Consider the following 23,248-nt stretch of genomic DNA (forward strand, 5'->3'; position numbering starts at 1 on the left):
GGTCAGAGCATACGGGCGAGGGCACGGCACAGACGCTTGACCCCCTCCTCGATGGTGGCTTCATCCACGCAGGAAAAGCTCAGGCGCAGGGTGTTATGGATCTCGGGGCGCACGTAGAAGGGGGCGCCCGGTACGAAGGCCACCTTCTCCTTGATCGCCTCGTCAAACAGCGCCATGGCGCTGACACTGGCGGGCAGGGTCAGCCAGAGGAACATGCCACCCTCGGGTCGGGTGTAGCTGACGCCGGGCGGGCAGTGACGGGCCAGGGCGGCCTCCATGGCGGCACGCTGGCGGCCATAGACCTCCTTGATCTTCTCCAGATGGGCATCCAGCGAGTTGTCGATCAGGAAGCGGTGCAGCACCTGCTGGCTGAAGGCGTTGCTGTGCAGGTCGGTGGCCTGCTTGGCGATGGTCACCTTCTTGCGCAGCCAGTCCGGCACCAGCATCCAGCCGAGACGGAAGGCCGGGACGACGGTCTTGGAGAAGGAGCCGAGCAGCACGGTATTGTTCGGCGCCAGCTTGGCGATGGGGGGCAGGTGTTCGCCCTCGAAGCTCAGTTCGCCATAGGGGTCGTCTTCCACCATCAACAGCTCGTGGCTGACCAGTCGCTCGGCAAGCGCCTCGCGGTTGGCACGGTTGTAGGAGACGCCGCTCGGGTTCTGGAAGTTGGGCACGCCGTACAGCAGCTTGGCGTTGGAGCCGCTCGCCAGCAGCGCATCCAGCGCCGCCAGATCCAGCCCCTCTTCACCCAGGGTGATGGGTTTGAAGGCCGGCTGATAGACGGAGAAGGCCTGGATGGCGCCGAGATAGCCCGGCTCCTCGATGATGAGATCCTGTCCCTCGTCGATCAGCACCTTGCCCAGCAGATCCAGCGCCTGCTGGGAGCCGCTGGTGATGAGGATATTGTCCGGGTTGACCTGCATGCCGTGGCGGGCCAGATAGCGGTCAGCGATGTACTGGCGCAGCGGGGCGAAGCCCTCGGTGGCGGCATACTGCAGGGCTGCGGCGCCCTGCTCGCGCAGCACGTCCTGGCAGGCCTGGTCGATGGCTTTGACCGGGAACAGGTGCGGATTGGGCAGACCGCCGGCGAAGGAGATGATCTCCGGATTGGCGGCGACCTTGAGGATCTCGCGGATGAAGGAAGGCTCTACCTTTTCGAAGCGCTGGGCAAAAAACGGCTGCATAGGATTCTCTCTGGCATGGTGAGCGGTCGCTCCATTCGACCGCCAAGTTATCCGTTTGTATCAGATTTAAAAAATGAGGCAATGGCTGTAACAAAAATCGATAAAAAAGGGCAGGTTTGGCACCTGCCCGAATTTTATCGGTCGGGGACGGTCATGGGGCGCAAAAGCCCCGGCGTGACCGGTTACAGTCCCGGCTCCTTGAGGAAGCGGATCATCAGCTCGGTGTTGGCACCGAGCTGCTGTTGCACCCGGCCCGGGAACAGTTCGGCCATCTTGTCGAGGCGGTCATACTGGGTATGCCAGATCTTGCCCCACTGGGTTTCGCTGTCCCGATCGCAGGCGCTCTTGGTGGCATCGTCGTAGCAGTCCCACAGCGCCGGATTGGTGGTCTGGGAGTAGCCGTCGTAGCCATCCGCCCCGTTGATGGTGAAGTTGGTGGCCTCCACGTAGGCGATGGGCACCCCGAGGCAGGCGAACGGCGCATGATCGGACCAGCTGCCGGTCTCCCCTTCCGGGTAGCCGCTGTAGCTGGGGTGGATGGCAAACGGGGTGGCGGTCTGCTTGGAGATGGCCAGCAGGCGATCCCGCACCTTGGGATCGAAGCTGTAGCGGCTCGGATCGGCGCAGTTGTACTCGGCCACGTCGGAGTGGGCCGAGTGGACGTAGACGATGTCGCCCCCGGCGATGGTGTCGTAGTTCACCATCGCCAGCAGCTTGGCGACGGCGGCGCTGTCGAGGCTGGCGGCATAGGCTTTGGAGCCGTTGAGGCCGTTCTCCTCGGCACCGAAGAAGGCGAAGCGCACCGTGTAGGGCAGGGTCTGCCCCTTGAGCGCTTCGGCCACCGCCAGCAGGGCGGCGACGCCGGCACCGTTGTCGGTGGCCCCCTCGGAGCCCTTCTTGTCGCCGGTGCTGTCATAGTGGGCACCGATCAGGATCACCTTGTCGCTGCTGCCCTTGAGCTCGGCGACCAGGTTCTGGGAGGTCTTGGTGGCCCCGCTCTTGGTGTAGGTGAAGGGCTGGTTCTGCACCTCGTAGCCCCAGCCGGCCAGGTGGTCCTGGATCCAGGCGGCGGCGCGGGTCTCGGCCTCGCTGCCGGTGGGTCTGGCGCCGATCCCCTCGGCGGTCGAACTCAGCTGCACCAGGTATTCATAGGCCTGCTCGGCGGCGGAGGGGGCCTGTGAATCGTTGCTGGAGGTGTTGCACCCGGCCAGCAGGGCTGTGATGGCAAACGCCAATGCGGTGTGTTTCATACTGCAATCCTTTGTTGTGTATGGTTTTATTTGCGCAGGTCAGCATGCACCCGGCGCCTGGCAGATTCTGTGAAGGGGGTGGCATTTGTCAATCGCAGTGGCGGAATTGGTCAGTGGCGGGGGATTTGTTGCGCGAAACACTTGCGCCCTGAGCCTATCTTGGGATAATTCGCTACCCTGTTTCGCCGAGCGATGAAATGACGAACAATTTCGCGCCTCGTTGGCGAGGTGGAACGATGAAACAACGAGCAATTCATCTCGGTCGTCTGTGATCAGCACGACGAGATAACGAGCAATCCATTTATGTGGTCTGTGACCCAGACCGATGCAATAACGAGCAATTTGATTATGCCAGTGACCCAAGATGTGTTTAACGAAGACGGCAAGTTCATGCGCAAGATCCGCAGCTTTGTCCGTCGCGAAGGCCGCCTGACCAAAGGGCAGGAGAAGGCCCTGGAAGAGCTCTGGCCGGTCATGGGTATCGATTTCGCACCGGAGCCGCTCGATCTGGTTGCCCTGTTTGGCCGCGAGGCCCCGGTGGTGCTGGAAATCGGCTTCGGCATGGGCGCCTCCTTGGTGGAGATGGCCAAGAATGCCCCCGAGAAGAACTTCATCGGCATCGAAGTGCACTCGCCGGGTGTCGGTGCCTGCCTCGGTACCGCCCAGGAGGCGGGAGTCACCAACCTGCGTGTCATCTGCCACGACGCGGTGGAGGTGCTGGAGCACATGATCCCGAACGGATCGCTGGCCTGCCTGCAGCTGTTCTTCCCGGATCCCTGGCACAAGAGCCGTCATCACAAGCGCCGCATCGTGCAGCCGGCCTTTGCCCAGGACATTCGCCAGAAGCTGGCCATCGGTGGCGTGTTCCACATGGCCACCGACTGGGAAAACTACGCCGAGCACATGCTGGAAGTGATGAGTGCTGCCGAGGGGTATGAGAACACCTCCGCCACCGGCAACTGGGTGCCGCGTCCCGACTGGCGCCCGCTGACCAAATTCGAACAACGTGGCCACCGTCTCGGCCACGGGGTGTGGGATCTGATTTTCAAACGTGTCAACTAACTGAAGGAGCTATCATGGCCAATCGTAGCCGCCGCCTGCGCAAGAAACTGCGTGTCGATGAATTCCAGGAAATGGGCTTCGACATCAGTTTCAACTTCCCGGTCGGTACCGCCGAAGAGACCATCGATGCGGTAGTCGACGCGATGATCGATGAAGTGATCGAACCCCGCAAGCTGGCCTTCGCCGGCTCCGGCCACCTGGCCTGGGAAGGGATGATCTGCACCCAGCAGCTGGGCAAATGCAGCGAAGAAGACCGCGCCGCCGTCAAAGCCTGGCTGGAAGGCAAGGGGATGGAAGCCGTGGTGGTCACCGAGCTGTTCGACCTCTGGTACGGTGAACCGGCCTGATGACAGGCTGGCTGTGGCAGGCGCCCCGGTGTCGACAGCCTGCGACAGCAGATAGACAAGTCCCGCCGCTGGCGGGATTTTTGTCGGTGGTGATGGGATCGCCACGTTAGTTATGGAATCGCTTATGGTGTTGTCATCCGAATTACTGGCCAGCATCCTGGATGAGGTGCGCCCGCTGCTCGGACAGGGCAAGGTGGCCGACTACATTCCGGCGCTGGCCCAGGTGCCGGCCGATCGGCTCGGGATCGCCGTCTGTACCGTGGAAGGGGAGCTGTTCACCGCCGGTGACGCCAGCGAGCCCTTCTCCATCCAGAGTATCTCCAAGGCCCTCAGCTTGACGCTGGCGCTCACCCTCTATCAGGAGGAGGAGATCTGGGCCCGGGTCGGCAAGGAGCCCTCCGGCCAGCCCTTCAACTCCCTGGTGCAGCTGGAATTCGAGCAGGGCATTCCCCGCAACCCCTTCATCAATGCCGGTGCCCTGGTGGTGAGCGATCTGCTGGAGACCCGGCTCACCGCGCCGCGCCAGCGTACCCTGGAGCTGGTGCGCCGCCTCTCGGGCAACCCGGCCATCATGGCGGATCAAGTGGTGGCCCGCTCCGAATATCAGCACTCTGCCCGCAACGCGGCCATCGCCTATCTGATGAAGGCGTATGGCAATTTCGAGAACGAAGTGGACAAGGTGCTGCAGAGCTACTTCAATGCCTGTGCGATCCGCATGAGTTGCGTCGATCTGGCGCGGGCATTCATCTATCTGGCCAATCGCGGGGTGCCGCTGGGCGCGACGACCCCCTTGCTGCCGGCCCGCACCACCAAACAGGTCAACGCCCTGCTCGCCACCTGCGGCCTCTATGACGAGGCGGGGGATTTTGCCTATCGGGTCGGCATGCCGGGCAAATCCGGGGTCGGTGGCGGCATCATCGCCCTGATCCCGGGGGAATTGTGTGTCTGTGTCTGGTCGCCCGAGCTCAACAAGGCGGGCAACTCGCTGGCGGGCACGGCGGCGCTGGAACTGCTGGCCGAGCGTCTGGGCCGCTCCATTTTTTAACCTTGTCACTCTGAATCGAGAGATCACCATGAAACGAATAATGAGCTTGTTACGGGCCACCCTGGCAACCTTGCTGCTCTGGCATGCCCTGCCGACCCTGGCTGCCGAACTGCCACCGCTTTCGCTGGCGGATGCCAACGCCAAGCAGGCGGTCATTCTGGATACCCGCGCCAGCTACTTCTATCAGGGCTGGCCGATGGAGGGCGAGCCGCAGGGCGGCCATGTGGTTGGCGCCGAGAACCTCTCCGCCGAGTGGAAGTACAGCGATGAGGAGTGGCCGGCGGCGCTGGCGACCAAGGGGCTGAAGGTCGATCGGCCGGTGGCGCTCTACGGTGCTCCACGTGAAGTGGCCGAAGTGGCCCGCCTGCTGCGCCAGCAGGGCATCAAGCAACTGTTCGAGCTGCAGGGCTGGAAAACCGCGCCGCGCGAGCATTTGGCCCGCTGGCAGCAGCTGGTCTACCCGCGCTGGCTGGCCGACCTGCAGGAGGGCAAGCCGGTGGTGGCTGCGCCCAAGGGCGACTGGAAGCTGTTCGAGGTGGCGTGGGGTTCACCCAAGGCCTATCTGCTGAGCCACATCCCGGGTGCCGGCTACATCGACACCAACCGGCTGGAAGAGGAGCCGCTGTGGAACAAGGTCTCTGACGAGGCGCTCAAGGCGCTGCTGCTGGAAAACGGCATTCGCCACGACACCACCGTCATCCTCTACGGCCGCAACACCATGGCGGCGGCCCGTGCGGCCCACCTGATGATGTATGCCGGCGTGCAGGACGTGCGGCTGCTGGACGGCGGCCTGGATGCCTGGTTCGTGCAGCATCTGCGTACCGAGACCGGGCTGGCCAACAAGTTCACCCCGGCCAAGGAGTTCGGCGTCGCCATTCCGGCCCATCCCGAGTACTACACCACCCTGAGTCAGGCCAAGGAGCTGCTCAAGCAGCCCGACGGCGCCCTGGTCAGCGTGCGCACCTGGGACGAGTTCGTCGGCAACACCTCCGGCTACAGCTACATCAAGCCGAAGGGCGACATTCCCGGCGCCAAGTGGGGTCGTGGTGGTGTCGATGCCAACAGCATGAGCGACTTCCACAACCCGGACGGCACCATGAAGCCGGCCCGCGAGATCCTCGCCATGTGGGACGAGTGGAACATAGAGCCGACCCAGCAGGCCGCCTTCTACTGCGGTACCGGCTGGCGCGCCTCCGAGGCGTTCTTCTACGCCTGGCTGATGGACTGGAAGCGGATCAGCGTCTACGACGGCGGCTGGTACGAGTGGAGTTCTGATCCCAAGAACCCCATCGTGACCGGCGAGCGCAAGCCCGCCAAGTAACGGATACAGATCGCAAAACAGGCCGGACCCATGTCCGGCCTTTTTGTACCCGCTCGGGCCTGCGCCAGCCGGACACTACACTTTGCGAGTGACAATCAGGTCGATGCAAGGAGTGACTGATGAGACGGATATGGCTAGGCCTGCTGGTGGCAGGCGTGCTGGGGCAAGGGGCGATGGCCGCCGAGCGGGATCGCTATCTGGTGCAGCTGAAACCGGGGGCGGAGGCGGTGGTACTGGCCCAGAGCAAGGGAATGGGGGGCGAGCTGGCCCTGGCGCTGCCCGAGCAGCACGCGCTGGCGCTCTGGTTGCCGGCGGCGGCGGCCACGGCGCTGGCGCACAATCCCAACGTGCTCTGGGTGGAGCCGGACGCCAAACGCTATGCCAGTGCCGAAACCCTGCCCTACGGCATTCCCATGGTGCAGGCGCCGCAGCTCAGTGACGCGGCGGCGGGAGAGGTGCTGGTGTGCATCATTGACTCTGGCTACAGCGGCGGCCATCCGGACCTGCCCCACGGGGCCCAGATGCAGGGCAGCAACGATGCCGGCACCGGCAGCTGGAGCAGCGACGAGAACAGCCATGGCACCCATGTGGCGGGCACCATAGCCGCAGTGGGGGGCAATGATCTGGGCGTGCTCGGGGTGTTGCCAAACCAGAGCGTGCCGCTGCAGATCGTCAAGGTGTTCGGGGCCAACGGCTGGGCCTACTCCTCCAACCTAGTGGGGGCGCTCAATGCCTGCAAGCAGGGGATGAGCAGCCGCGGCTTCACCCGCATGGTCATCAACATGAGCCTGGGGGGCAGCGTGCCCAGCAAGACCGAAGAGAGAGCTTTCAACCAAGCCTACAGCCAGAACGTGCTGAGCGTGGCGGCGGCGGGCAATGCGGGCAACACCAGCAAGTCCTATCCCGCCTCCTACAGTAGCGTGGTGAGCGTGGCCGCCATCGATGCCAACAAGCAGCTGGCCTATTTCTCCCAGCGCAACGATCAGGTGGAGCTGGCCGCCCCCGGCGTCTCTGTGCTCTCCACAGTGCCGACCGGGTACGCCTACTACAGCGGCACCTCGATGGCGACGCCGCACGTGGTCGGGGTGGCCGCCCTGGTCTGGTCGCAGCGACTGGAGTGCAGCAACGATCAACTGCGCCAGACCCTGCGCAGCAGCGCCCAGGATCTGGGGGCGCTGGGACGCGACAACAGCTTCGGCTACGGCCTGGTGCAGGCGAAGGCGGCGGCAGACAAGCTGGCGCTTGGTTGCGGGTCCGGGACCGGAGGTGGTGGCAGCAGCAAACCGGGTGGGCGCAAGTAACTGATTCTTGACGTTGATCCCGTTGCGGCAATGGCGGCAAACGGGCTCATCTGGTTGAGCTAGGCTTCAGTCACCACCCTCGTGGTGAGGGTGAAGCGGGAGACGAAACAGGCGATGAAGCAACTGATGATGATCCTGGTGTGTGCCTTGGCGCTGGCGGGGTGCAGCTCGCAATACATCATGAGCACCAAGGATGGCAAGATGATCACCACCGACAGCAAACCCAAGCTGGATGAGAGTACCGGCATGTACCGCTACTACGACACCGAGGGGCGGGAGGTGATGATCAAGAAGGATGACGTCACCCAGATCATGGAGCGTTGAGGCTCTCCTCAAGCAACAAGGGCTGCCTGCGGGCAGCCCTTGTCATTTTTGGTGCTCACGCCGTCTGGGGCACCTGGCGGTTCACCTGACCCACGAACAGCTGGTGGAAACGGGAGTGGGAGTTGGCCAGCAGACTCACCGGCGAGCCCTGCTCCACTACTGTGCCGGCCTCCATCACCACCACCTTGTCCACCGACAGCAGCGGCTCCAGATGGTGAGCGATCACCAGGTAGCTGGCCTCCGGTCGGTAGCGATAGAGCAGCTCCGCCATCTTGCGCATGCCGCCGTGGTCGAGATCCGAGGTGGCCTCGTCCAGCACGATGAGCGGGCGGCGCGACAGCAGGATGCGGGCGATCACCAGCAGCTGGGTCTCGCCAGCGGAGAGCTGCAGTTTGTCGAGCTCCTCGTCCAGCCGGCCGGCGCAGCGGTCGACCAGCCCCACCCGGGCCAGTGCCTGCTCCAGTGCCGCGTCGTCATGCTCGGTCAGGGGGGCCAGGTTGGCCCGCAGGGTACCGAAGAAGGTGAGCGGGATCTGGGAGACGGTGTCGTAGAGATCGCGCACCGCCTCCGGGGCCAGCCGGGAGAGCGGCTGCTCGCCGTAGTAGATCTCCCCCTGGGTGGCGGGATACATGGCCTGCAGCACCCCCAGCAGCGAGCTCTTGCCGGCGCCGGTACGGCCGCACACGCCCACCTTCTCGCCGGGGGCCAGCTCGAAGTTGACCTTGTGCAGCGCCCACTGGCTGGCCTGGGGGTAGCGCAGCCCCAGGTTGTCGAAGCGCACCTTGGGGTGAGGGGTGGCGAGGGCCTCCCCCTCCTGGCGCTCGCTCTCTATTTCGCTGTATTCGCGCACCCGCTCCACCGCGTTCATCACCTGCTCCACCTCGGCGAAGGTGCGGATGAGGGAGTTGAGCATGGCGGAGGCGGTAAAGGCGTAGGTGATGGCCACGGCCCCCAGCAGCGAGCTGTTACCAAAGGCCACCATCAGCGCCACGGCGCCCACCAGGGCGGCGGAGAGCAGGGTCTGGTGCATGCCGAGCCAGCGGTTGATGGAGGTGGTGGTGTACCAGCTGCGCAGGTTGTTGTCATAGTGCAGCAGCACCTGATCCAGCGCGAAGCGCTCGGCCCCGGCCAGGCGCAGGGCGGGGGCGCCACGGATGGTCTCGCTGATGCTGATGTAGAGCGGCGAGCGCAGCACCGAGGCCTGCCGCCGCAGCTTGAGCTGCACCGCCCGGTAGCGGCGCTGCAGCACGTAGAGGGCCCAGCCCACCAGGGGGGCGATGAGCAGCAACAGCGGCATGTTGACGCCGATCACCACCACCTGCAGCGCCACCGACACCAGCATGCCGAACAGCCCCATCAGCATCGACAGCAGGATCTCCTGGGCTTCCCCCAGATCCCGGTCGAAGCGGTTGAGGATGCGCCCCTGCGGCACCTTGTCGAAGAAGGCCATGGGGGCGCGGCTGATGCGCCCCAGCATGCCGTCAAACAGGGTCCAGGCCAGCTTGAGGCCGAGTTTATAGTTGATGACCCGCACCACCATGATGCAGGTGAGGGAGCCCGCTCCCAGCAGCACATAGATGCCGAGCAGTTCGCTCACCTCGGTCACCCCGGCCTTGCCGCCGAGCCAGAGATCCGAGGCGATGCGCAGCCCCTCCTGACCCAGGGTGAGCAGCAGGGCGAGCAGGATGGCGCCGGGGGCGGCCAGACGCTGCCACATGAAACCGAACAGCCCCCAGTCCACCTTGCCCTCCACCACCTTCTCTTCATTGAACTGCTCCGCCTCCTGGGGCGGCACCGGCGGGACGGGCTGGGGATGCTGGATGAGATCCGCCAGCTGGTGGGCATCGAGCTCCACCAGTTCGCCCTGCTCGATGCGGATCACCCGATCGCAGTGAGCCAGCACGTCCGGGTCGTGGCTGACCAGGAGCCGGGTCGGCCCCGGCTTGAAGGCGAGCCCCCGCTCCAGCACCTGGGCCGAGACGATGGGGTCGAGCGCCGAGAGGGGGTTGTCCAGCAGCAGGATGTCGGCCCGGGCGTAGAGGGCGCGGGCCAGGGCGACTCGCTGCTGCTGGCCGCCGGAGAGGCGGGTGCCGAGCTCGCCCACCAGGGTCTGATCGCCGTGGCTGAGCAGTTCGAGGTCGGCGCCCAGCGCACAGGCCCCCAGCACCCAGCGATAGCGCTCGGCGTGCCAGGGCTGGCCAAACAGGATGTTGTTGCGGATGGTGTCGTTCATCAGCCAGGGCTTGTGGCCCAGATGGGCGACCCGGCCGTGGCGGCGGATGCTGCCCTCGAAGCTGTCGTCAAAGCCGGCGACCAGGTGCAGCAGGCAGCTCTTGCCCGCCCCGGTGGCGCCGGTGATCCCCACCAGTTCCCCCGGCTGGATAAACAGGCTAGCCCCCTGCAGCACGGTTTTTTGCTGGTGCAGGGCGGTGACGTTGTCGAGCTGCAGGGCCCCCACCGGCAAGCTTGAGTCGGTGAGATCCCGGTGCTGCTCGGGGCTGTTGAGGAACTCGCACAGCCGATTGAATCCGGTGTTGAAGTTGATCAGGGTGCGGATGAGATAGGGCAGCCGCATCATGGGGATGCGCAGCACGGTGAACAGGGCGATGGTGGTGAACACCTGGGGCAGGGTGAGCTCCCTGCCCGACACCAGATAGGTGGTGAAGGTGGCCAGGGTCACCAGCAGCGGGGTGCTCAGCATCAGGCTCTCGTTGATGGCATCGAGCCGGAGCACCCGTCCCAGCACTCCCAGCTCCTGCTGGCGCTTGTGGCCGGCGGCCCGGGTGAAGAAGGCGCCGAGCCCGTTCTGGCGTACCAGCCGCAGCTTCTTGATGTACTCCGCCAGGATGCCGTTGCGCTCGTCCTGCTGGCGCTTGAGCTGCTGCTCCTGCTGGTTCATGCGCCGCACCACCCGGGTGGAGATGAGCAGCAGCAGGGTGAGCACCGTAAAGCCCACCAGGCCGGCGCTGCCCACCTGCCACACCAGCAGAGCAATGGTGCCGAGCAGTTGCAGCAGCATGGTGAGCGGCATGGCGGGGTCCGCCAGGATCCAGGTGATGTCCCACACGTCCCGGTTGATCAGGTTCTGCACTCGGCCACCGGCCCGGTCATCGAAGCTCTTGCCACCCAGCTTCATCACCTTGGCGAGCAGGGACTCGGCCAGCAGGCGGCGGATGGGCACGTGCATCTTGAGCGCCAGCTGCAGCGAGTGCTCCGCCAGCATGCCGGAGGCGAGCACGGAGGCGAACAAGGCCAGGGCCAGCAACAGCTTGTGGCCGGTGTCAGCGCCGGTGCCAAGCTGGGTCATGCTGTGGTTGAGCAGCCAGGGGCTGGCCAGGGTGGCCAGCATGCCGAGCAGCTGCAGCAGGGTGAGCAGGCCGATGCGGCCGCGATACTGGCGCCAGATAAAGGCGGTGATGGGCCAGGGGCGCACCGGCTGGGCGGCGGTGAGCGCGAGGAAGGCGTCGGCGCGGCCATCGCGCCTGTCTTCCGGCAACAGGGGATAGAGATCGTCGAGGTTGACCTGGGGCTCGGTCAGCCCCTTGCGCTGCAGCGGGCCGGTCCAGTGATAGAAGAGGCGGCTCAGCCAGCCGGCCGAGATTTCCGGATGATCCAATGGGTGTCCTTATTATTTTGTGCTGCTTCCAGAGGGGCGGGGCGACTCATGGGTCGCCCTCGATATTGTCGTCTTGCTGCGGGCGCTAGCCCGGCGGGATCAGCGATCCCGATTCATGCGGATGAGCCGATCCAGGATCTGCTCACCATCGACCCGCAGGCCGTTGTGTTCGTATTCGTTGGTGATCCAGGCGCGGCTGTTGCCAAGCCCCTTGAGGGTGTCGCGGCAGTAGTCGAACTCCACGTACATGTCCTCGGCATAGACGGCGCAGGCCACCGGCACAGTGTTGCGGGCCAGCTGCGCCGGTTCGTAGAGGGGGCCCCAGTCCGCTTTCTGGGCCAGCAGGTGGGCGGCTTCCTTCAGCGGGATGAGCTCGCGGAACTGCTCGAACATCCAGGGGAAGATCATCTCGCCGGTGAAGGCAAAATCCTTGCCCGGCGCCCAGGCCAGGGCCGGGTATTCGCCTCTCACCCGCTCGGCCGCCCAGTTGCTGGCGCTTCCTTCGCAATAGATGGACTCGTGCAGGATGGCGAACACCGGGTTGGTGTTGAACGGCTGCATCGCCTGCACTTGGTAGAGGAAGGCGGGGTTGAGCCGCTCACCGATGAAGGCGTCCTCCAGCAGGTAGTAGAGCTCCTCGAAGGCACCGCTGGCACCCAGATCCAGCCCCTGCTGCTGCAACTGCTCCACCGTCAGGCGCTGGCCGTTGGGCAGGCGCACCTCATGACTGTGCAGGTGGTTGGCCAGCCGGTTGGCGATGGCCTGGGCGTGGGGGAAGCGCGCGAAGAAGGCGCGGTTCTTGTCCGCCACCCGCTGATAGGTGGCGCGGTAGACCTCGTCGGCACGGCGGCCGATGGGGGCCACCCCGCCGGTGAGGTAGACCTCGTGCAGGCTGTCCGGGAACAGGGAGAGGTAGGTGAGGCTGCAAAAACCGCCGAAGCTCTGGCCGAGCAGGCTCCAGGGGCGCCCCGGGCTCAGCACTTCGCGAACGTATTCGGCGTCGCGCACTATGCTGTCAGCGCGAAAATGGCCGAGGTACTCCGTCTGCTGTGGGGCAGTGAGCTGGGCCAGCGCCTCGGCGCTGATGGGGCTGGAGTGGCCGGTACCGCGCTGATCGAGCAGCAGCACCCGAAACTCCTGCAGGGCCCGTTTGATCCAGCCGCTGTCGGCGGTCGGACGCGGGGCACCAAAGCCGGGCCCACCCTGCAGGAACAGCAGCCAGGGCAGATCGTCGTGCAGCCGGTCCTGGCGACAGAGGGTGCGGCCGAACAGGGTGAGGGTCTCCTCGTCATCCGGTCGCTGGTGGTCGAGGGGCACGGTGAAGAAGCGGGGCTCGCAATGGATGCCATCCAGCACGTAACGCAACGGGCTGCTCATCTGGGGTCTCCCTGAGGGTAGGAAAATCGTCGGCCTCATCATAGCCCCGGCGTGGGAACGGGTCACGCCGGTTTTCCAAATTGTTAACATTGTCACGAAGGGAAAACGGGCGGTGGCAGCGTGATGAATTTATTGTCGGCAAGGGAGTTGACGGCGCCGGGCGGCTGCACAAAGATGGCTCGCCTGCCGACGGGGCAGGGGTCGTAACAGGACGAGGTGGGCTTGATGAAGCCTAAGTGGATACGATTTCGCAAAAAAGAGAAACGGGTAAACCCGGAGGGTGTGCTGCAGACCGGCTTGCTGCTGTTCAGTGCCACCTGCGGAGCGACCCTGCTGCTGGCAACCTGCAACGGCAGCTGACCGAAATGAAAAAAGCCCGCTCGATGAGCGGGCTTTTCAAATTTGGCTCCTCCTACTGGACTTGAACCAGTGACATACGGATTAACAGTCCGCCGTTCTACCGACTGAACTAAGGAGGAATTGTGGTGCCCAGAGACGGAATCGAACCGCCGACACGGGGATTTTCAATCCCCTGCTCTACCGACTGAGCTATCTGGGCAACGGCGCGCATTAAACCCTTTCTGAACGGATGTGTCAACCGCAGGGCGCAGATAGTTGGACTGTTCGCTCGACAAGTGAGCAACCAGGGCGTTTGTTGGGCGGTTTGGCCTGTTTTCACCTCCGCTCACGGGTCGACAGATGAAAAAAGGGGGCCTGAGGCCCCCTGGTTACAACTGTCGTGCTCAGTGGCGGCTGACGATGATCCGCCCGGTGCTCATGTCACGGGCCTGGCCGGTGACGCTGATCTTGAGCCCGTATTCGGGCAGCAGGCGACCGGCATCCGGGATCTCCTTGCTCTGGTAGCTGCGGGAATCCTTGAACACCCGGTTCGGGGTGATCCAGAAGTCGCGCAGCAGGGAGCCGCTCGGGTGCTTGAGGTTGAGCGGCTGCTGGAAGCCCAGGCTGAAGGTGGCGTCGTGGATCTGGTAGCGGGTGCCGGCCACGGCGCCGTCGCTCCACTTGAGGGTGCGCTGATCCGCATCGATCACCCCGAGGAAGCCCTCACCCGGGTGGACTCCCACCCAGTTGTTGGCCTGGCTGTTGTCCACGTACCAGAGCAGCATGCCCGGCTCGTAGCGCATCAGCTGGTCGGCCACGTTGATGTGGGCCAGCCCCTTGTCCACCCCGGCGTGGTTGCGCCACTCGGCCAGGTAGTAGTGATCCTTGGCCTCGTTGCCGTTGCTCTTCACAAAGCCGGCCAGGGTAAAGGCAGAGTTGCCCTCGGCCCCGTCGCTCAGCAGGGTGTCGCCATCGGTGAGGATCTGCAGCTCGTCCACGAACAGCCCGTTTTCGGCTACGCCGCCATCGCTCTGGTATTGCAGAGTGAGGGTGACCTGCTGACCGGCCCAGGGGGTGAGATCGAACTCGGCATCGGTCCAGCCGTTGGAGTTGCCGGTGATGCCGATCCCAAAGCCCACCCCGTTGGGATCGTCGCTGGTGGTCAGGTTGCCCGCGATGGGCTGGCCATTGACCAGCACCCGGGCGTAGTCGTACCCCTCTTCAATCTGATACCAGGCCTTGAAGCCGAGGCTGGCGCTCTGTTTGCCGCTCAGATCCAGCTTGAGGCTCATGCGGTTGTCGAGGTTGTTGCCCTTGCCGCCATGGTATTGGTATTGGCCGGCGTAGGGCGGGTTGAGCGGGATCTGCTTGGCCGGCAGGTTGATGCGCACCACATCGTCGTTGCGCCCCTTGTCGTTGGCCTGATCCAGCATGTAGACGTTGCCGCGGGGGCTGAGATCGGCGAGCTGCACGTTGCTGCCGTGCAGCCAGTTGCCGCCGAGGGAGGCCTGCAGGAACTCCTTGGCCCAGGCGGAGAACCCGGTCGGCTCGGTGCCGCCGATGACCCCGGCCCAGGAGCCGGAGGACATGATGGACCAGGTCGCTACCGGTTCCCCCTTGCCGGTGTACTTGGTGTCGTACTCATCCGGCAGCCCCAGATCGTGGCCATATTCGTGGGCACAGACCCCGGCCGCCGCATCGATGGGTTGGATGGTGTAGTCGTAGGCGGCAAACTGGCCGCCGAAGTTCTGGCTCGGGCTGCTGGTGCCAGGGATGGGGTAGGGGGCACCCAGGTTCCAGCGATGAGCCCAGATGGCGTCTTCGCCGAGATCGCCGCCACCGGCCTCCTCGCCGACGCTGGAGTGGAAGATCATCAGGTGGTCGATGAGACCGTCCGGCTCGTTGCGGTTGCCGTTGCCGTTGAGATCGTAGCGATCCTCCTGGTCAAACTGCGCCAGATCGATGGCAGGATCGTTCGCCACCTGGATCAGCGCCTCCTTCACCAGCTCCCGGATGGTGTTGGGGGTAGCGTTGGCGCCGTAGTAGGCCGCGTTCTTGTCGGCGGTATACCAGCCCGCCACCTGACCGCGCACGCTGTAGCTCTGGCCGGACTGCTGCTCGTAGAACTGGCGCATGGAGATGAACCGCTCGCCGTTCGGGCCGGCATAGCCCTTGGACGAGAACAGCAGATCGTTGTAGTGCGCCGGGGTGTAATCCGGGTAGTACATCTTGGTGAGCTCGGGGCGCACGCTGTTCTTCGGGTAGTCGGGGAAGTCCACCAGGATGGCGAGGATCTTGTCCTTGCGCATCTGGCCCTGGTAGTGCTCCCGCTCGATGGCCTTGAGCAGCAGGGTGGGCACCCGATCGCCGGGACGGGCGGTGCCGTTGAGGCGGATCTTCTTGAGGATGGTCTCGCGCACCTTGCCCTCTTTCACCGCCAGGGTGCCGCTGTTGCCCTGATAGGCTCGCGACTTCTCGCGATAGTAGCTGGCGAGGGCCGCCTGCTCCTGCTCGGGGGAGGCCAGGGTGGGGATGCGGCCGCTCTTCTTGAGCATCTCCAGCACCTTCACCTCGTCGGCCAAGGGGGCATCGAACGGGCCGTGGACCGGGGCGGCCATGGCCTGGTTTCCAATCATAAGGGTTGAGCCGACAAGCAGGCTCATTATTGTTTTTTTAGGCATTATCTATGTGCTCCTTCACATGATAAAAAGGGAGCCTGACTGGCTCCTCTTTCCGTACGGGCAGTGCTCCGCCCGCGTCCCTTGATACACCTCGTCCATGGCCTTTGTCACCGGGGCGCTGCTGGTGGATCCTGCTGATTTCAAACGGCTTGTTGCGAGGGTTGTGCGGTTTTCCCGTGTCTCGCTGAAGCTCCATATGGAGCAATTCATTCTCGGCAAAAGATTACGCTTTATTAACCTTTTGTGATGGCACCCCATTTGGGGTGGCCGCCGCCAGCTGCTTATCTTGGCTTGCCGCATTGAGCCAAGGTGGCTGTGCGGGTATGCTTTGCCGCAACCATGCCTGCGGGGCAGGGGCACAGCCGATACGGCACTCGCCCGCGCGGGCATTTGATACCAACACAGTCGCATCTGGGGTTAATATGAGTCTTGATATGCAAGAGTGGCGCGAAGAGACCACCGCCATCGTCAACGAGTTGCTGGCCGATGGCAGCAACCCGGATCTGGAATACGAGATTGAGCACCACTTTGCCTGCCAGGATTTCGATCTGCTGGAGAAGGCGGCGGTCGACCTGTTCAAGGCCGGTTTCGAAGTGACCGATGCCGAAGAGATGGAGCTGGATGACGGCGCCACCATCTTCTGCTTCGACGCCACCACCGAGTGCAAGCTGGACATCGAGACCATAGTCGCGGACATCGCCAAGATGTTGCCCATCCTCGAAAAATACGGTGTGGACTACGACGGCTGGGGCACCTACTTCCAGGAGTAAGGCGCCAGCTCACGCACGCGTTGCAAAAACAACAAGGCCACCCTCGGGTGGCCTTGTTCTTGCTGGCTTACTGCTCCGGCAGCTGGTAGCTGCCGGCAAATTCGGCGGGGGGCAGGGGGCGGCTGAACAGGTAGCCCTGCAGCCGATCGCAGCCGGCCTGCACCAGCCACGCTTGCTGCTCCTGCGTTTCCACCCCTTCGGCGGTGATCTTGATGCCGAGCTCGTGGCCCAGCCCGATGACGGAGCGCACGATGGCGGTGGTCGCCTGGTTGGTGGCCAGCCCCTGGGTGAAGCTGCGGTCCAGCTTGAGAGTGGCCACCTGCAGTCTGGGCAGATAGGCGAGCGAGCAGTAACCGGTGCCGAAGTCGTCGATGGCGAGCTGAAAGCCGGCCTCGATCAGGTTGGCCAGGTTGCTCTCAATCTCGTCGGCATTCTCCATCAGCACCCCTTCGGTGATCTCCAGCTCCAGCTGCCAGGGGGCGAGCCCGTGGCGCTCGATGCAGGCGAAGATCTGTGGGCAGAGCTCGGGGTCGCGAAATTGCAGCGGCGACAGGTTGATGGAGAGCACCAGATCCGGCGCCGCCACCTGCCAGCGGGCCAGCTGGGCACAGCCCTGCTCCAGCATGTGGCTGCCGAGCAGGCCGATGAGTCCCAGCTCCTCCGCCAGCGGGATGAACTCGTCCGGCGAGATCATGCCGAGCTCGGGGTGGGGCCAGCGGCAGAGCAGCTCGGCCCCGTGCAGCTGGCTGGTGCGGGTGCTGATGATGGGCTGGTAGACGGCGGTCAGCTGGCCGGACTTGATGGCCAGCGGCAATTGGGCTGCGATCAGCTGGCGGCGCTTGAGCTTGGCATCGAGTTCGGGATCGAACAGGGTGCAGTGCTGCTGCTGGCGCTTGCCCTGGGCCAGCGCGGCTTCGGCGTGGCTCAGCAGGCGCTCGGCGTCGTTGGCCTTGCCGTGGGCGATGCCGAGGAACACCGGGATCTGGATCCTGTGCTCTTCCACCTGGTAGGGTACCATCAGCGCCCCCTGCAGGCGGCGGCTCCAGCTGGTCAGCGGCTCGCTCAGCTCGGGCAGCAGCATGGCAAAGTCGTCGGCGGCGACCCGGCACACCAGCGACTGGGGCGGGGCCAGCTGTTGCAGGCGGCGGGCCACCTGATTGAGCAGCCGGTCGGCGACCCGGATGCCGAAGCGGTCGTTGATCTCGCGAAAGTGCTGCAAATCGACCAGCACCAGGCTCGCCTTGCGTGCGCCGAGATGGCGGCTGGTCTGCAGAAAATGGGAGAGCTTGAGCAGGCCGGTCAGGCTGTCGTAGTGCTGCTCCTGCTGCAGCTGGGCCTGGGTGGTGCGCAGCCCGGTGATGTCGCGGCTCAGGGTGAGGATGCCGAGGGAGTTGCCCTCATCGTCCGGCACATCGACCCGGGTCACTTCCAGATGGCGTCCCTGGCCGTTGGCGTCCACCAGGCAGTATTCACCGCGTCCCATCGGCAGCTCGGTAGAGAGACGGTGGGCGACCCGCTGGCCGAGCGCCTCGCTCGCCACCATGCCCATGAAGTCGAGAAAGGCCTGGTTGCAGTCGATCAGCAGGCCCTGGTGGTCTTCCAGCCGGATCGGATCCGGGATGGCGTCCAGCAGGCGGCGTTGCAGCAGCTGCTGCTGGCGAAAGGTCTGCTCCAGCTCCTTGCGTTGGCCAATTTCATTGACCATGCCGAACAGGGCCACCGGTTTGCCTTGTGCATCGTAGAGCGGGATCTTGTGGATCTCCATCCAGCTAGTGGCATCACCGCTGCTGCAGTGTAACTGCTGATAGAGCAGCGGTTTGCCCTCCGCCAGCAGGCGCAGATCCTCTTCCCGAAAGATGTCGCCCCAGGGCATGTCGGCATCGGTCTTGCCGATGAGATCCGCCGGTTGTGGCAGGCCCGCCTGTTCCGTGAAGGCGCGGTTGGCAAACAGGTAGCGCCCATCCGTATCCCGGCAGAAGATATTCATGGGTAGCTGGTCGATGATCTGCTGCAGCAGGGGCAGGGTGAGCAAGGAGTTCACACAGACACTCACGGGGGAAATTTCGAGCAAATCTATGATAGCAGGCTGGTTTTGTAAAGCTTGGGTTAAGGCTGACTCATTTCTGCCGATCCCTGCTGACAGTCTGTGTCGCTGACGCCATAATAGCCGCCGGTCGGCCGATGGCCGGATTATATGGATGAGAGAAGCAGCATGAAAAAGATTGTGGGAGTAGCACTGGCCCTGTTGATGGCCGGTTGTGCCAGCGACAACAATGGCGGCGAACAGTACCGCTATACCCCGCCGGTAGCCAAGGCGACCAACAACACTCAGGAGATGCAGATCCCGGTGGATCTGGTGTGGGCCCGTGCCGAGAAGTGGTTTGGCGATCACGGTCTTAACATCGAGAACAGCCAGCGCGGCTCCGGCCTGATGACCGCCAACGTCGAGAATTCGGCCGACGGTCTGGAGTGGCTGGATTGCGGTACCATGGGTTCCAAGGTCGCACTGGGCAACCCCAACCTGCAGATCAACCTGATCATCACCCAGAGCGGCAACAACAGCGTGGCGACCGTCAACGTCAAGGGCAACACCCAGCTCTACTTCGTCGAGTCCTCCGGCGAGCGGGTGCTGGCTCCCTCCATCACCCCGGTGTGCGTCTCCCGCGGCAGCCTGGAACAGAGCCTGTTCTCCACCCTCGGCAATTAAGTCGCGCCGAGTGCCAGCAAAAACCCCGTTGCCTGCAACGGGGTTTTTGTTTTTGGCCCGCTAGCCGGGCAGGGCCGGCCAGCCCTGCTGGCGAAAGCGGCCTGGTGCCATCCCGCTCGACTGCTTGAATGCCTTGGCAAACGAGGCCTCCGACTGATAGCCGACCCGCTGCGCGACCTCGCCGAGGGGGAGTTGATCCGGGTGGCGCAGCAGCTCGGCCGCCCGCACCATCCGCACCCGCACCATGAACTCCCAGACGCTGCAGCCCAGCCGTTGGCGAAAGTGGCGAAAATAGGTGGCGCGGGACATGGCGGCCAGCGCCGCCAGTTCATCCACGCTCCAGGGGTGGGCCGGGTCGGCCAGCATGGCCTGCAGCGAACCCCCCAGCCTGGGGTCCTGCAGGGCGCCGACCAGCCCGAGCGCCCCGTGCGGATCGCTGGCATGGGCCCGCAGCCCCATGGCCAGCAGCACCTGACTGAGGGCCGTCAGCACCGCCCCCGAGCCCTGCTGTTCGCGCAGCAGTTCCTGGTGGATCAGGCTGAGCACCAGGCTCAGCGCCTGTTGCGACTCGCTGGCGAGCAGCGGGATGCAGAGCGGGCTGGGCAGGGCATCCAGCAACAGTGGCCGCAGCGGCCCCTGATAGCGGTACTCGCCGCACAGAAACTCCACCTGATCGCCGCCATCGCCCCTTCGCGGCAGCAGCCCGTCGCCCGGTTCTGCCAGGGCCAGGGCATCGCCTTCCCGCCAGATGGTATGGGGCTCGCCACCGGGCAGCAGCAGCAGATCGCCCGGCCGCAGGACCACGTCATCACCCTGCGCCGTGCTGACCCGGATCTCTCCTTTCATCAGCAGGTGGAACGGCATCACCCCGGCTGGGCTCTGCTCGTGGGGCAGTCTGAAACCGCCGCGATAGAGGCAGCGCACGTCGAACGTGCCCTGGATGCCGGCCTGGCTGATCAGCTGGTCTATCTGGTTCATGATTCTATTTGACTGTTATTTGCGTCTTTAAAGTATTAAACGACTCACTCCTCGATGCAATACTGGCTTCATCGAGCAGGCAGGGGCCTGTTCTGCCAACCCGGAGAGTCAAGATGCAAGACTGGGATCAATACCGTAAACAGTTGATGGGCCGCGTCATGGAGCTGGGCACCCTGAGCCCGGATACCCTCAAGGGTTATCAGCAGCTGTCGGCCGCCGGCAGCAAGAGCGGCGTGCTTGATGGCAAGACCCGCGAGCTCATCTCGCTGGCGGTAGCCGTCACGACCCGCTGCGATGGCTGCATCGCCGTCCATGCCGATGCCGCCCTCAAGCAGGGGGCCAGCCGGGCGGAGATCGCCGATGCACTGGGCGTCGCCGTTGCCATGAATGCCGGGGCCGCCATGGTCTATTCTGCCCGGGTGCTGGATGCCATCGATCGTTGAGGCTGTGCGGGGCCGGCTGCGGCCGGCCCCTGAGGAGTAAGGATGTTGATATTCAATCGCTTGCTGGCCGTGCTCGCGGGGGGGGGATCGTCTGGGCGCGACCCTATGCCGCATTGCCGTCGGGGTCGTGTTCATCTGGATCGGGCTCTTGAAGTTCATCCCCTACGAGGCGGACAGCATCACCCCTTTCGTGGCCAACAGCCCCTTCATGTCGTTCTTCTATGAACATCCGGACCAGTATCGTCAGCACCTCAATCACGAGGGGGAGCTGGTGCCGGAAAACCGGGCCTGGCACGAGCAAAACAACACCTATGGCTACTCCCATGGCCTGGGCGTGGTGGAACTGGTGTTCGCCCTGCTGATCCTGGCCAATTTCCGCTTTCCCCTGCTGGGATTGATCGGGGCCTTGATGGCGTTTCTGACCCCCTTCGTCACCTTCAGCTTTCTGGTGTTCACGCCGGAAACCTGGGTGCCGGCGCTGGGGGATGCCCACCACGGTTTCCCCTATCTGTCGGGAGCGGGGCGGCTGGTGCTGAAGGACATCATGATGCTGGCGTGTGGTTACATTGCCATGGTGGATTCGGCCAGGACCCTGCTGGCCAGACGTGGATGAGTGACCCTGCCTGCCGTTTGCCGCACCCTGCCGGGTGCGGCTTTTTTATGGGGCGCGAGGCATGTATAAAAAAGCCCCCGGCGGGGCCGGGGGCTTGTAGCAGGTTGCCGCGTTAGCGGGCGACGTCGCCGTGAAACAGCGTCTGCTCGCCGGCTTTGAGCACATAGCCCTTCCAGGGGAAGAGGGTGTAGCCGCTGCCTTGCCACGACCAGTTGCCTTCCGCCCCCTGGCGGGTGAGCAGGTGCTGCTCGCCGCTTGGCAGGGTCAGCTCGGCCTGGCTCTGATCGGCGTTGAACAGCACGAAGGCGCTGCTGGTCTGGCCGACATCGGTCGGATTGAGCCGGATGCCCTGCTCGAACAGCCGCACGCACTGCTTGGTCAGCGCCGACCACTGATAGCCCGCACTGCCGATGCAGCCATGGCTGTCGCGATCACTGCCAACCAGATGTTGTTCCGGGGTACTGCAGGCCGCCAGCAGCAGGGAGGCGGCCATCAGGGTCAGGGTGCGCATGCTTACTCCTTGGCGTCCCGCTCGATGACGATGTTGGAGAAGCCCAGCTCCTTGAAATAGTTCTCCCGGTAATCCTTCACGCTCTTCTTGTCGCGCCGGCACACCTGGGCCAGCTGCTCTTCCATGGCGTGGAAGCTGGCCAGGTTGATCCCCTCGGCAGCGGCAATGGCATCGTAGATGCTGTTGAACTTGTCGTTGGCGTAGCCAATCTCTTTGGTTTTTTTGCCGTAGGTGTAGGTAATCTTGAACGCCATGGCGTTATTCCTTTGATTTGGCCTGCTTGCGCTGGACGTACAGATAGAGGCTCTCGACCTTTTCCCGCGCCCAGGGAGTTTTTCGCAAGAATTTCAGGCTGGACTTGATGCTGGGATCCTGGGTGAAGCAGCGGATATTGATCTGCTGTCCCAGCTCTTCCCAGCCATAGTATTCGACCAGCGCGGTGACGATGGCTTCCAACGTCAGCCCGTGCAGCGGGTTGTTCTTCTGCGAGGAGGCGGGCTGTTCGCTCATGCCTGCGCCGCCAGCTTGGCAAAGGGCTGGCCCATGCGGGTGGTGACCCCGTTGGCCAGATGGGGCTCGAAACCGGCCAGCATGCCCGGGCCAAACAGACAGACCACGGTACTGCCCAGCTTGAACAGGCCCATCTCGGCGCCTTTTTGCAGGGTGATGGCTTCGTCGCCGCTGTAATCCCAGCGCACGACGCGCTTCTCTCTGGTCGGCGCTATGTTGCCGGCCCAGATGGTCTCGATGCTGGCCACGATAGTGGCACCGACCAGCACCAGCGCCATGGGGCCGTGCGGGGTGCGGAAGGTGGCGACCACCCGCTCGTTGCGGGCAAACAGGTTGGGCACGTTCTCGGCGGTGAGCGGGTTGACGGAGAAGAGATCCCCCGGCACGAACACCATGCTCTCCAGCACGCCGTCCAGCGGCATGTGGATGCGGTGATAATCCTTGGGCGCCAGGTAGATGGTGGCGAAGTCGCCATCCTTGAACGGCGCCACCAGATCCTCATAACCGCCCAGCAGCTCGCGAGCGCTGTAGTCGTGGCCCTTGGCCTGGATGATGCGACCCTGCTGGATCGGGCCGAGCTGGCTGACGGTGCCATCCACCGGCAGCGCCAGGGTCATGGCATCCTCGACCAGGGGGCGGATCCCCGGCTTGAGTTCGCGGGTGAAGAATTCGTTGAAGCTCTTGTAGTGGGCCGGACTCTCGTGCAGCGCCTCGCTCATGTCGACCTGGTACTGCTTGATAAAGGCCTCGATCACCCTGGTGGTGAGGTTGCCTGCTTCGGCAGCCGCAAGTTTGCCGACCAGGCGGGAGAGGGCGTGTTTGGGCAGACAGTATTGACCGGCAATTTTCAGGTTGTCAGTAATGCTCAT

Annotated in this window: 22 protein-coding genes and 2 tRNA genes; 11 read left to right on the forward strand and 13 right to left on the reverse strand. The window is 64.1% G+C overall.

Annotated elements, in window-relative coordinates; genetic code table 11:
* Positions 1–2 precede the first annotated feature (2 nt).
* On the reverse strand, positions 3–1,184 hold the full coding sequence (locus ACB032_RS00040; RefSeq protein WP_371137091.1) for a PLP-dependent aminotransferase family protein: 1,182 nt from the start codon (positions 1,182–1,184) through the stop codon (positions 3–5).
* Between the two features lie 182 nt (positions 1,185–1,366).
* A complete protein-coding gene (locus ACB032_RS00045) occupies positions 1,367–2,434 on the reverse strand; it encodes a M28 family metallopeptidase (protein WP_371137092.1) in 1,068 nt (355 codons plus the stop codon).
* Between the two features lie 348 nt (positions 2,435–2,782).
* On the opposite strand from ACB032_RS00045, the gene trmB reads away from it, so the two are divergent.
* From trmB to ACB032_RS00075, 6 genes are all read left to right on the forward strand, one after another.
* Positions 2,783–3,496, forward strand: a complete 714-nt coding sequence (trmB, locus tag ACB032_RS00050) for a tRNA (guanosine(46)-N7)-methyltransferase TrmB (RefSeq protein WP_017410916.1) — start codon at positions 2,783–2,785, stop codon at positions 3,494–3,496.
* A gap of 14 nt (positions 3,497–3,510) precedes the next feature.
* A complete protein-coding gene (locus ACB032_RS00055; RefSeq protein WP_011707230.1) occupies positions 3,511–3,843 on the forward strand; it encodes a YggL family protein in 333 nt (110 codons plus the stop codon).
* Between the two features lie 124 nt (positions 3,844–3,967).
* Complete coding sequence (glsB, locus tag ACB032_RS00060) at positions 3,968–4,888, forward strand: glutaminase B (RefSeq protein ID WP_029299132.1); 921 nt, start codon at positions 3,968–3,970, stop codon at positions 4,886–4,888.
* Between the two features lie 28 nt (positions 4,889–4,916).
* On the forward strand, positions 4,917–6,209 hold the full coding sequence (locus tag ACB032_RS00065; RefSeq protein WP_371137093.1) for a rhodanese-like domain-containing protein: 1,293 nt from the start codon (positions 4,917–4,919) through the stop codon (positions 6,207–6,209).
* 119 nt (positions 6,210–6,328) lie between these two features.
* Complete coding sequence (locus ACB032_RS00070; protein WP_371137094.1) at positions 6,329–7,510, forward strand: S8 family peptidase; 1,182 nt, start codon at positions 6,329–6,331, stop codon at positions 7,508–7,510.
* A gap of 114 nt (positions 7,511–7,624) precedes the next feature.
* Positions 7,625–7,834, forward strand: a complete 210-nt coding sequence (locus ACB032_RS00075) for a YgdI/YgdR family lipoprotein (RefSeq protein WP_010632998.1) — start codon at positions 7,625–7,627, stop codon at positions 7,832–7,834.
* A 55-nt stretch (positions 7,835–7,889) separates the two neighbouring features.
* Here ACB032_RS00075 and ACB032_RS00080 read toward each other — a convergent pair whose 3' ends face one another.
* Entirely contained in the window at positions 7,890–11,450 is a 3,561-nt protein-coding gene (locus ACB032_RS00080) for an ATP-binding cassette domain-containing protein (RefSeq protein ID WP_371137095.1), read from the reverse strand.
* A gap of 99 nt (positions 11,451–11,549) precedes the next feature.
* Positions 11,550–12,827, reverse strand: a complete 1,278-nt coding sequence (locus tag ACB032_RS00085) for an alpha/beta hydrolase (protein WP_371137096.1) — start codon at positions 12,825–12,827, stop codon at positions 11,550–11,552.
* A gap of 225 nt (positions 12,828–13,052) precedes the next feature.
* Here ACB032_RS00085 and ACB032_RS00090 point away from each other — a divergent pair, with 225 nt between their 5' ends.
* A complete protein-coding gene (locus ACB032_RS00090) occupies positions 13,053–13,187 on the forward strand; it encodes a hypothetical protein (protein WP_011707223.1) in 135 nt (44 codons plus the stop codon).
* A 43-nt stretch (positions 13,188–13,230) separates the two neighbouring features.
* Here the strand turns inward: ACB032_RS00090 and ACB032_RS00095 are convergent.
* The 3 genes from ACB032_RS00095 to ACB032_RS00105 form a co-directional block, all read right to left on the reverse strand.
* Positions 13,231–13,306, reverse strand: a tRNA-Asn gene (locus tag ACB032_RS00095).
* Positions 13,307–13,310: 4 nt separating this feature from the next.
* A tRNA-Phe gene (locus ACB032_RS00100) sits at positions 13,311–13,386 on the reverse strand.
* A gap of 184 nt (positions 13,387–13,570) precedes the next feature.
* Positions 13,571–15,847: an immune inhibitor A domain-containing protein gene (locus tag ACB032_RS00105; protein WP_371137097.1), complete on the reverse strand. Its 2,277-nt coding sequence runs from the start codon at positions 15,845–15,847 to the stop codon at positions 13,571–13,573.
* Positions 15,848–16,269: 422 nt separating this feature from the next.
* Here ACB032_RS00105 and rraB point away from each other — a divergent pair, with 422 nt between their 5' ends.
* Entirely contained in the window at positions 16,270–16,617 is a 348-nt protein-coding gene (gene rraB, locus ACB032_RS00110) for a ribonuclease E inhibitor RraB (RefSeq protein ID WP_076360509.1), read from the forward strand.
* A 67-nt stretch (positions 16,618–16,684) separates the two neighbouring features.
* On the opposite strand, the gene ACB032_RS00115 is transcribed toward rraB, so the two are convergent.
* Positions 16,685–18,658 carry a putative bifunctional diguanylate cyclase/phosphodiesterase gene (locus ACB032_RS00115; RefSeq protein WP_371137098.1) on the reverse strand — a complete coding sequence of 658 codons (1,974 nt, stop codon included), beginning with the start codon at positions 18,656–18,658 and terminating at the stop codon, positions 16,685–16,687.
* Positions 18,659–18,829: 171 nt separating this feature from the next.
* Here ACB032_RS00115 and ACB032_RS00120 point away from each other — a divergent pair, with 171 nt between their 5' ends.
* Positions 18,830–19,324: a hypothetical protein gene (locus tag ACB032_RS00120; protein WP_017410927.1), complete on the forward strand. Its 495-nt coding sequence runs from the start codon at positions 18,830–18,832 to the stop codon at positions 19,322–19,324.
* Positions 19,325–19,384: 60 nt separating this feature from the next.
* Here the strand turns inward: ACB032_RS00120 and ACB032_RS00125 are convergent, their stop codons facing one another.
* Positions 19,385–20,302 carry an AraC family transcriptional regulator gene (locus ACB032_RS00125; protein ID WP_371137099.1) on the reverse strand — a complete coding sequence of 306 codons (918 nt, stop codon included), beginning with the start codon at positions 20,300–20,302 and terminating at the stop codon, positions 19,385–19,387.
* 113 nt (positions 20,303–20,415) lie between these two features.
* On the opposite strand from ACB032_RS00125, the gene ACB032_RS00130 reads away from it, so the two are divergent.
* Both ACB032_RS00130 and rclC read left to right on the forward strand, forming a co-directional pair.
* Complete coding sequence (locus ACB032_RS00130) at positions 20,416–20,745, forward strand: carboxymuconolactone decarboxylase family protein (RefSeq protein WP_017410929.1); 330 nt, start codon at positions 20,416–20,418, stop codon at positions 20,743–20,745.
* A gap of 91 nt (positions 20,746–20,836) precedes the next feature.
* Positions 20,837–21,358 (forward strand): reactive chlorine resistance membrane protein RclC, encoded by a 522-nt coding sequence (gene rclC, locus ACB032_RS00135; protein WP_371137382.1) that lies wholly within the window; start codon positions 20,837–20,839, stop codon positions 21,356–21,358.
* A 112-nt stretch (positions 21,359–21,470) separates the two neighbouring features.
* On the opposite strand, the gene ACB032_RS00140 is transcribed toward rclC, so the two are convergent.
* From ACB032_RS00140 to asd, 4 genes are read right to left on the reverse strand one after another with little or no spacing between them, the layout of a single operon-like run.
* A complete protein-coding gene (locus ACB032_RS00140) occupies positions 21,471–21,869 on the reverse strand; it encodes a hypothetical protein (protein WP_219279510.1) in 399 nt (132 codons plus the stop codon).
* A 2-nt stretch (positions 21,870–21,871) separates the two neighbouring features.
* Positions 21,872–22,123: a DUF2960 domain-containing protein gene (locus ACB032_RS00145; RefSeq protein ID WP_011707214.1), complete on the reverse strand. Its 252-nt coding sequence runs from the start codon at positions 22,121–22,123 to the stop codon at positions 21,872–21,874.
* Positions 22,124–22,127: 4 nt separating this feature from the next.
* On the reverse strand, positions 22,128–22,379 hold the full coding sequence (locus ACB032_RS00150; protein WP_139749178.1) for a VF530 family DNA-binding protein: 252 nt from the start codon (positions 22,377–22,379) through the stop codon (positions 22,128–22,130).
* Positions 22,376–23,248 (reverse strand): archaetidylserine decarboxylase, encoded by an 873-nt coding sequence (asd, locus tag ACB032_RS00155; protein WP_193758569.1) that lies wholly within the window; start codon positions 23,246–23,248, stop codon positions 22,376–22,378. Before asd ends, ACB032_RS00150 begins: the two co-directional genes overlap by 4 nt.

Source organism: Aeromonas sp. S5(2024) (assembly GCF_041403025.1).
In the GTDB taxonomy this organism is placed as follows: Bacteria; Pseudomonadota; Gammaproteobacteria; order Enterobacterales; family Aeromonadaceae; genus Aeromonas; species Aeromonas hydrophila.

Bases quoted from the DNA above. Each gene is read 5' to 3' on its own strand.
- ACB032_RS00120 (WP_017410927.1), top strand. From the start codon at position 18,830: ATGAAAAAGATTGTGGGAGTAGCACTGGCCCTGTTGATGGCCGGTTGT.
- ACB032_RS00125 (WP_371137099.1), bottom strand. From the start codon at position 20,302: ATGAACCAGATAGACCAGCTGATCAGCCAGGCCGGCATCCAGGGCACG.
- ACB032_RS00150 (WP_139749178.1), bottom strand. From the start codon at position 22,379: ATGAGCGAACAGCCCGCCTCCTCGCAGAAGAACAACCCGCTGCACGGG.
- trmB (WP_017410916.1), top strand. From the start codon at position 2,783: ATGCCAGTGACCCAAGATGTGTTTAACGAAGACGGCAAGTTCATGCGC.
- glsB (WP_029299132.1), top strand. From the start codon at position 3,968: ATGGTGTTGTCATCCGAATTACTGGCCAGCATCCTGGATGAGGTGCGC.
- ACB032_RS00040 (WP_371137091.1), bottom strand. From the start codon at position 1,184: ATGCAGCCGTTTTTTGCCCAGCGCTTCGAAAAGGTAGAGCCTTCCTTC.
- asd (WP_193758569.1), bottom strand. From the start codon at position 23,248: ATGAGCATTACTGACAACCTGAAAATTGCCGGTCAATACTGTCTGCCC.
- ACB032_RS00045 (WP_371137092.1), bottom strand. From the start codon at position 2,434: ATGAAACACACCGCATTGGCGTTTGCCATCACAGCCCTGCTGGCCGGG.
- ACB032_RS00085 (WP_371137096.1), bottom strand. From the start codon at position 12,827: ATGAGCAGCCCGTTGCGTTACGTGCTGGATGGCATCCATTGCGAGCCC.
- ACB032_RS00130 (WP_017410929.1), top strand. From the start codon at position 20,416: ATGCAAGACTGGGATCAATACCGTAAACAGTTGATGGGCCGCGTCATG.
- ACB032_RS00075 (WP_010632998.1), top strand. From the start codon at position 7,625: ATGAAGCAACTGATGATGATCCTGGTGTGTGCCTTGGCGCTGGCGGGG.
- ACB032_RS00055 (WP_011707230.1), top strand. From the start codon at position 3,511: ATGGCCAATCGTAGCCGCCGCCTGCGCAAGAAACTGCGTGTCGATGAA.
- ACB032_RS00105 (WP_371137097.1), bottom strand. From the start codon at position 15,847: ATGCCTAAAAAAACAATAATGAGCCTGCTTGTCGGCTCAACCCTTATG.
- ACB032_RS00065 (WP_371137093.1), top strand. From the start codon at position 4,917: ATGAAACGAATAATGAGCTTGTTACGGGCCACCCTGGCAACCTTGCTG.
- ACB032_RS00140 (WP_219279510.1), bottom strand. From the start codon at position 21,869: ATGCGCACCCTGACCCTGATGGCCGCCTCCCTGCTGCTGGCGGCCTGC.
- rraB (WP_076360509.1), top strand. From the start codon at position 16,270: ATGAGTCTTGATATGCAAGAGTGGCGCGAAGAGACCACCGCCATCGTC.
- ACB032_RS00145 (WP_011707214.1), bottom strand. From the start codon at position 22,123: ATGGCGTTCAAGATTACCTACACCTACGGCAAAAAAACCAAAGAGATT.
- ACB032_RS00070 (WP_371137094.1), top strand. From the start codon at position 6,329: ATGAGACGGATATGGCTAGGCCTGCTGGTGGCAGGCGTGCTGGGGCAA.
- ACB032_RS00090 (WP_011707223.1), top strand. From the start codon at position 13,053: ATGAAGCCTAAGTGGATACGATTTCGCAAAAAAGAGAAACGGGTAAAC.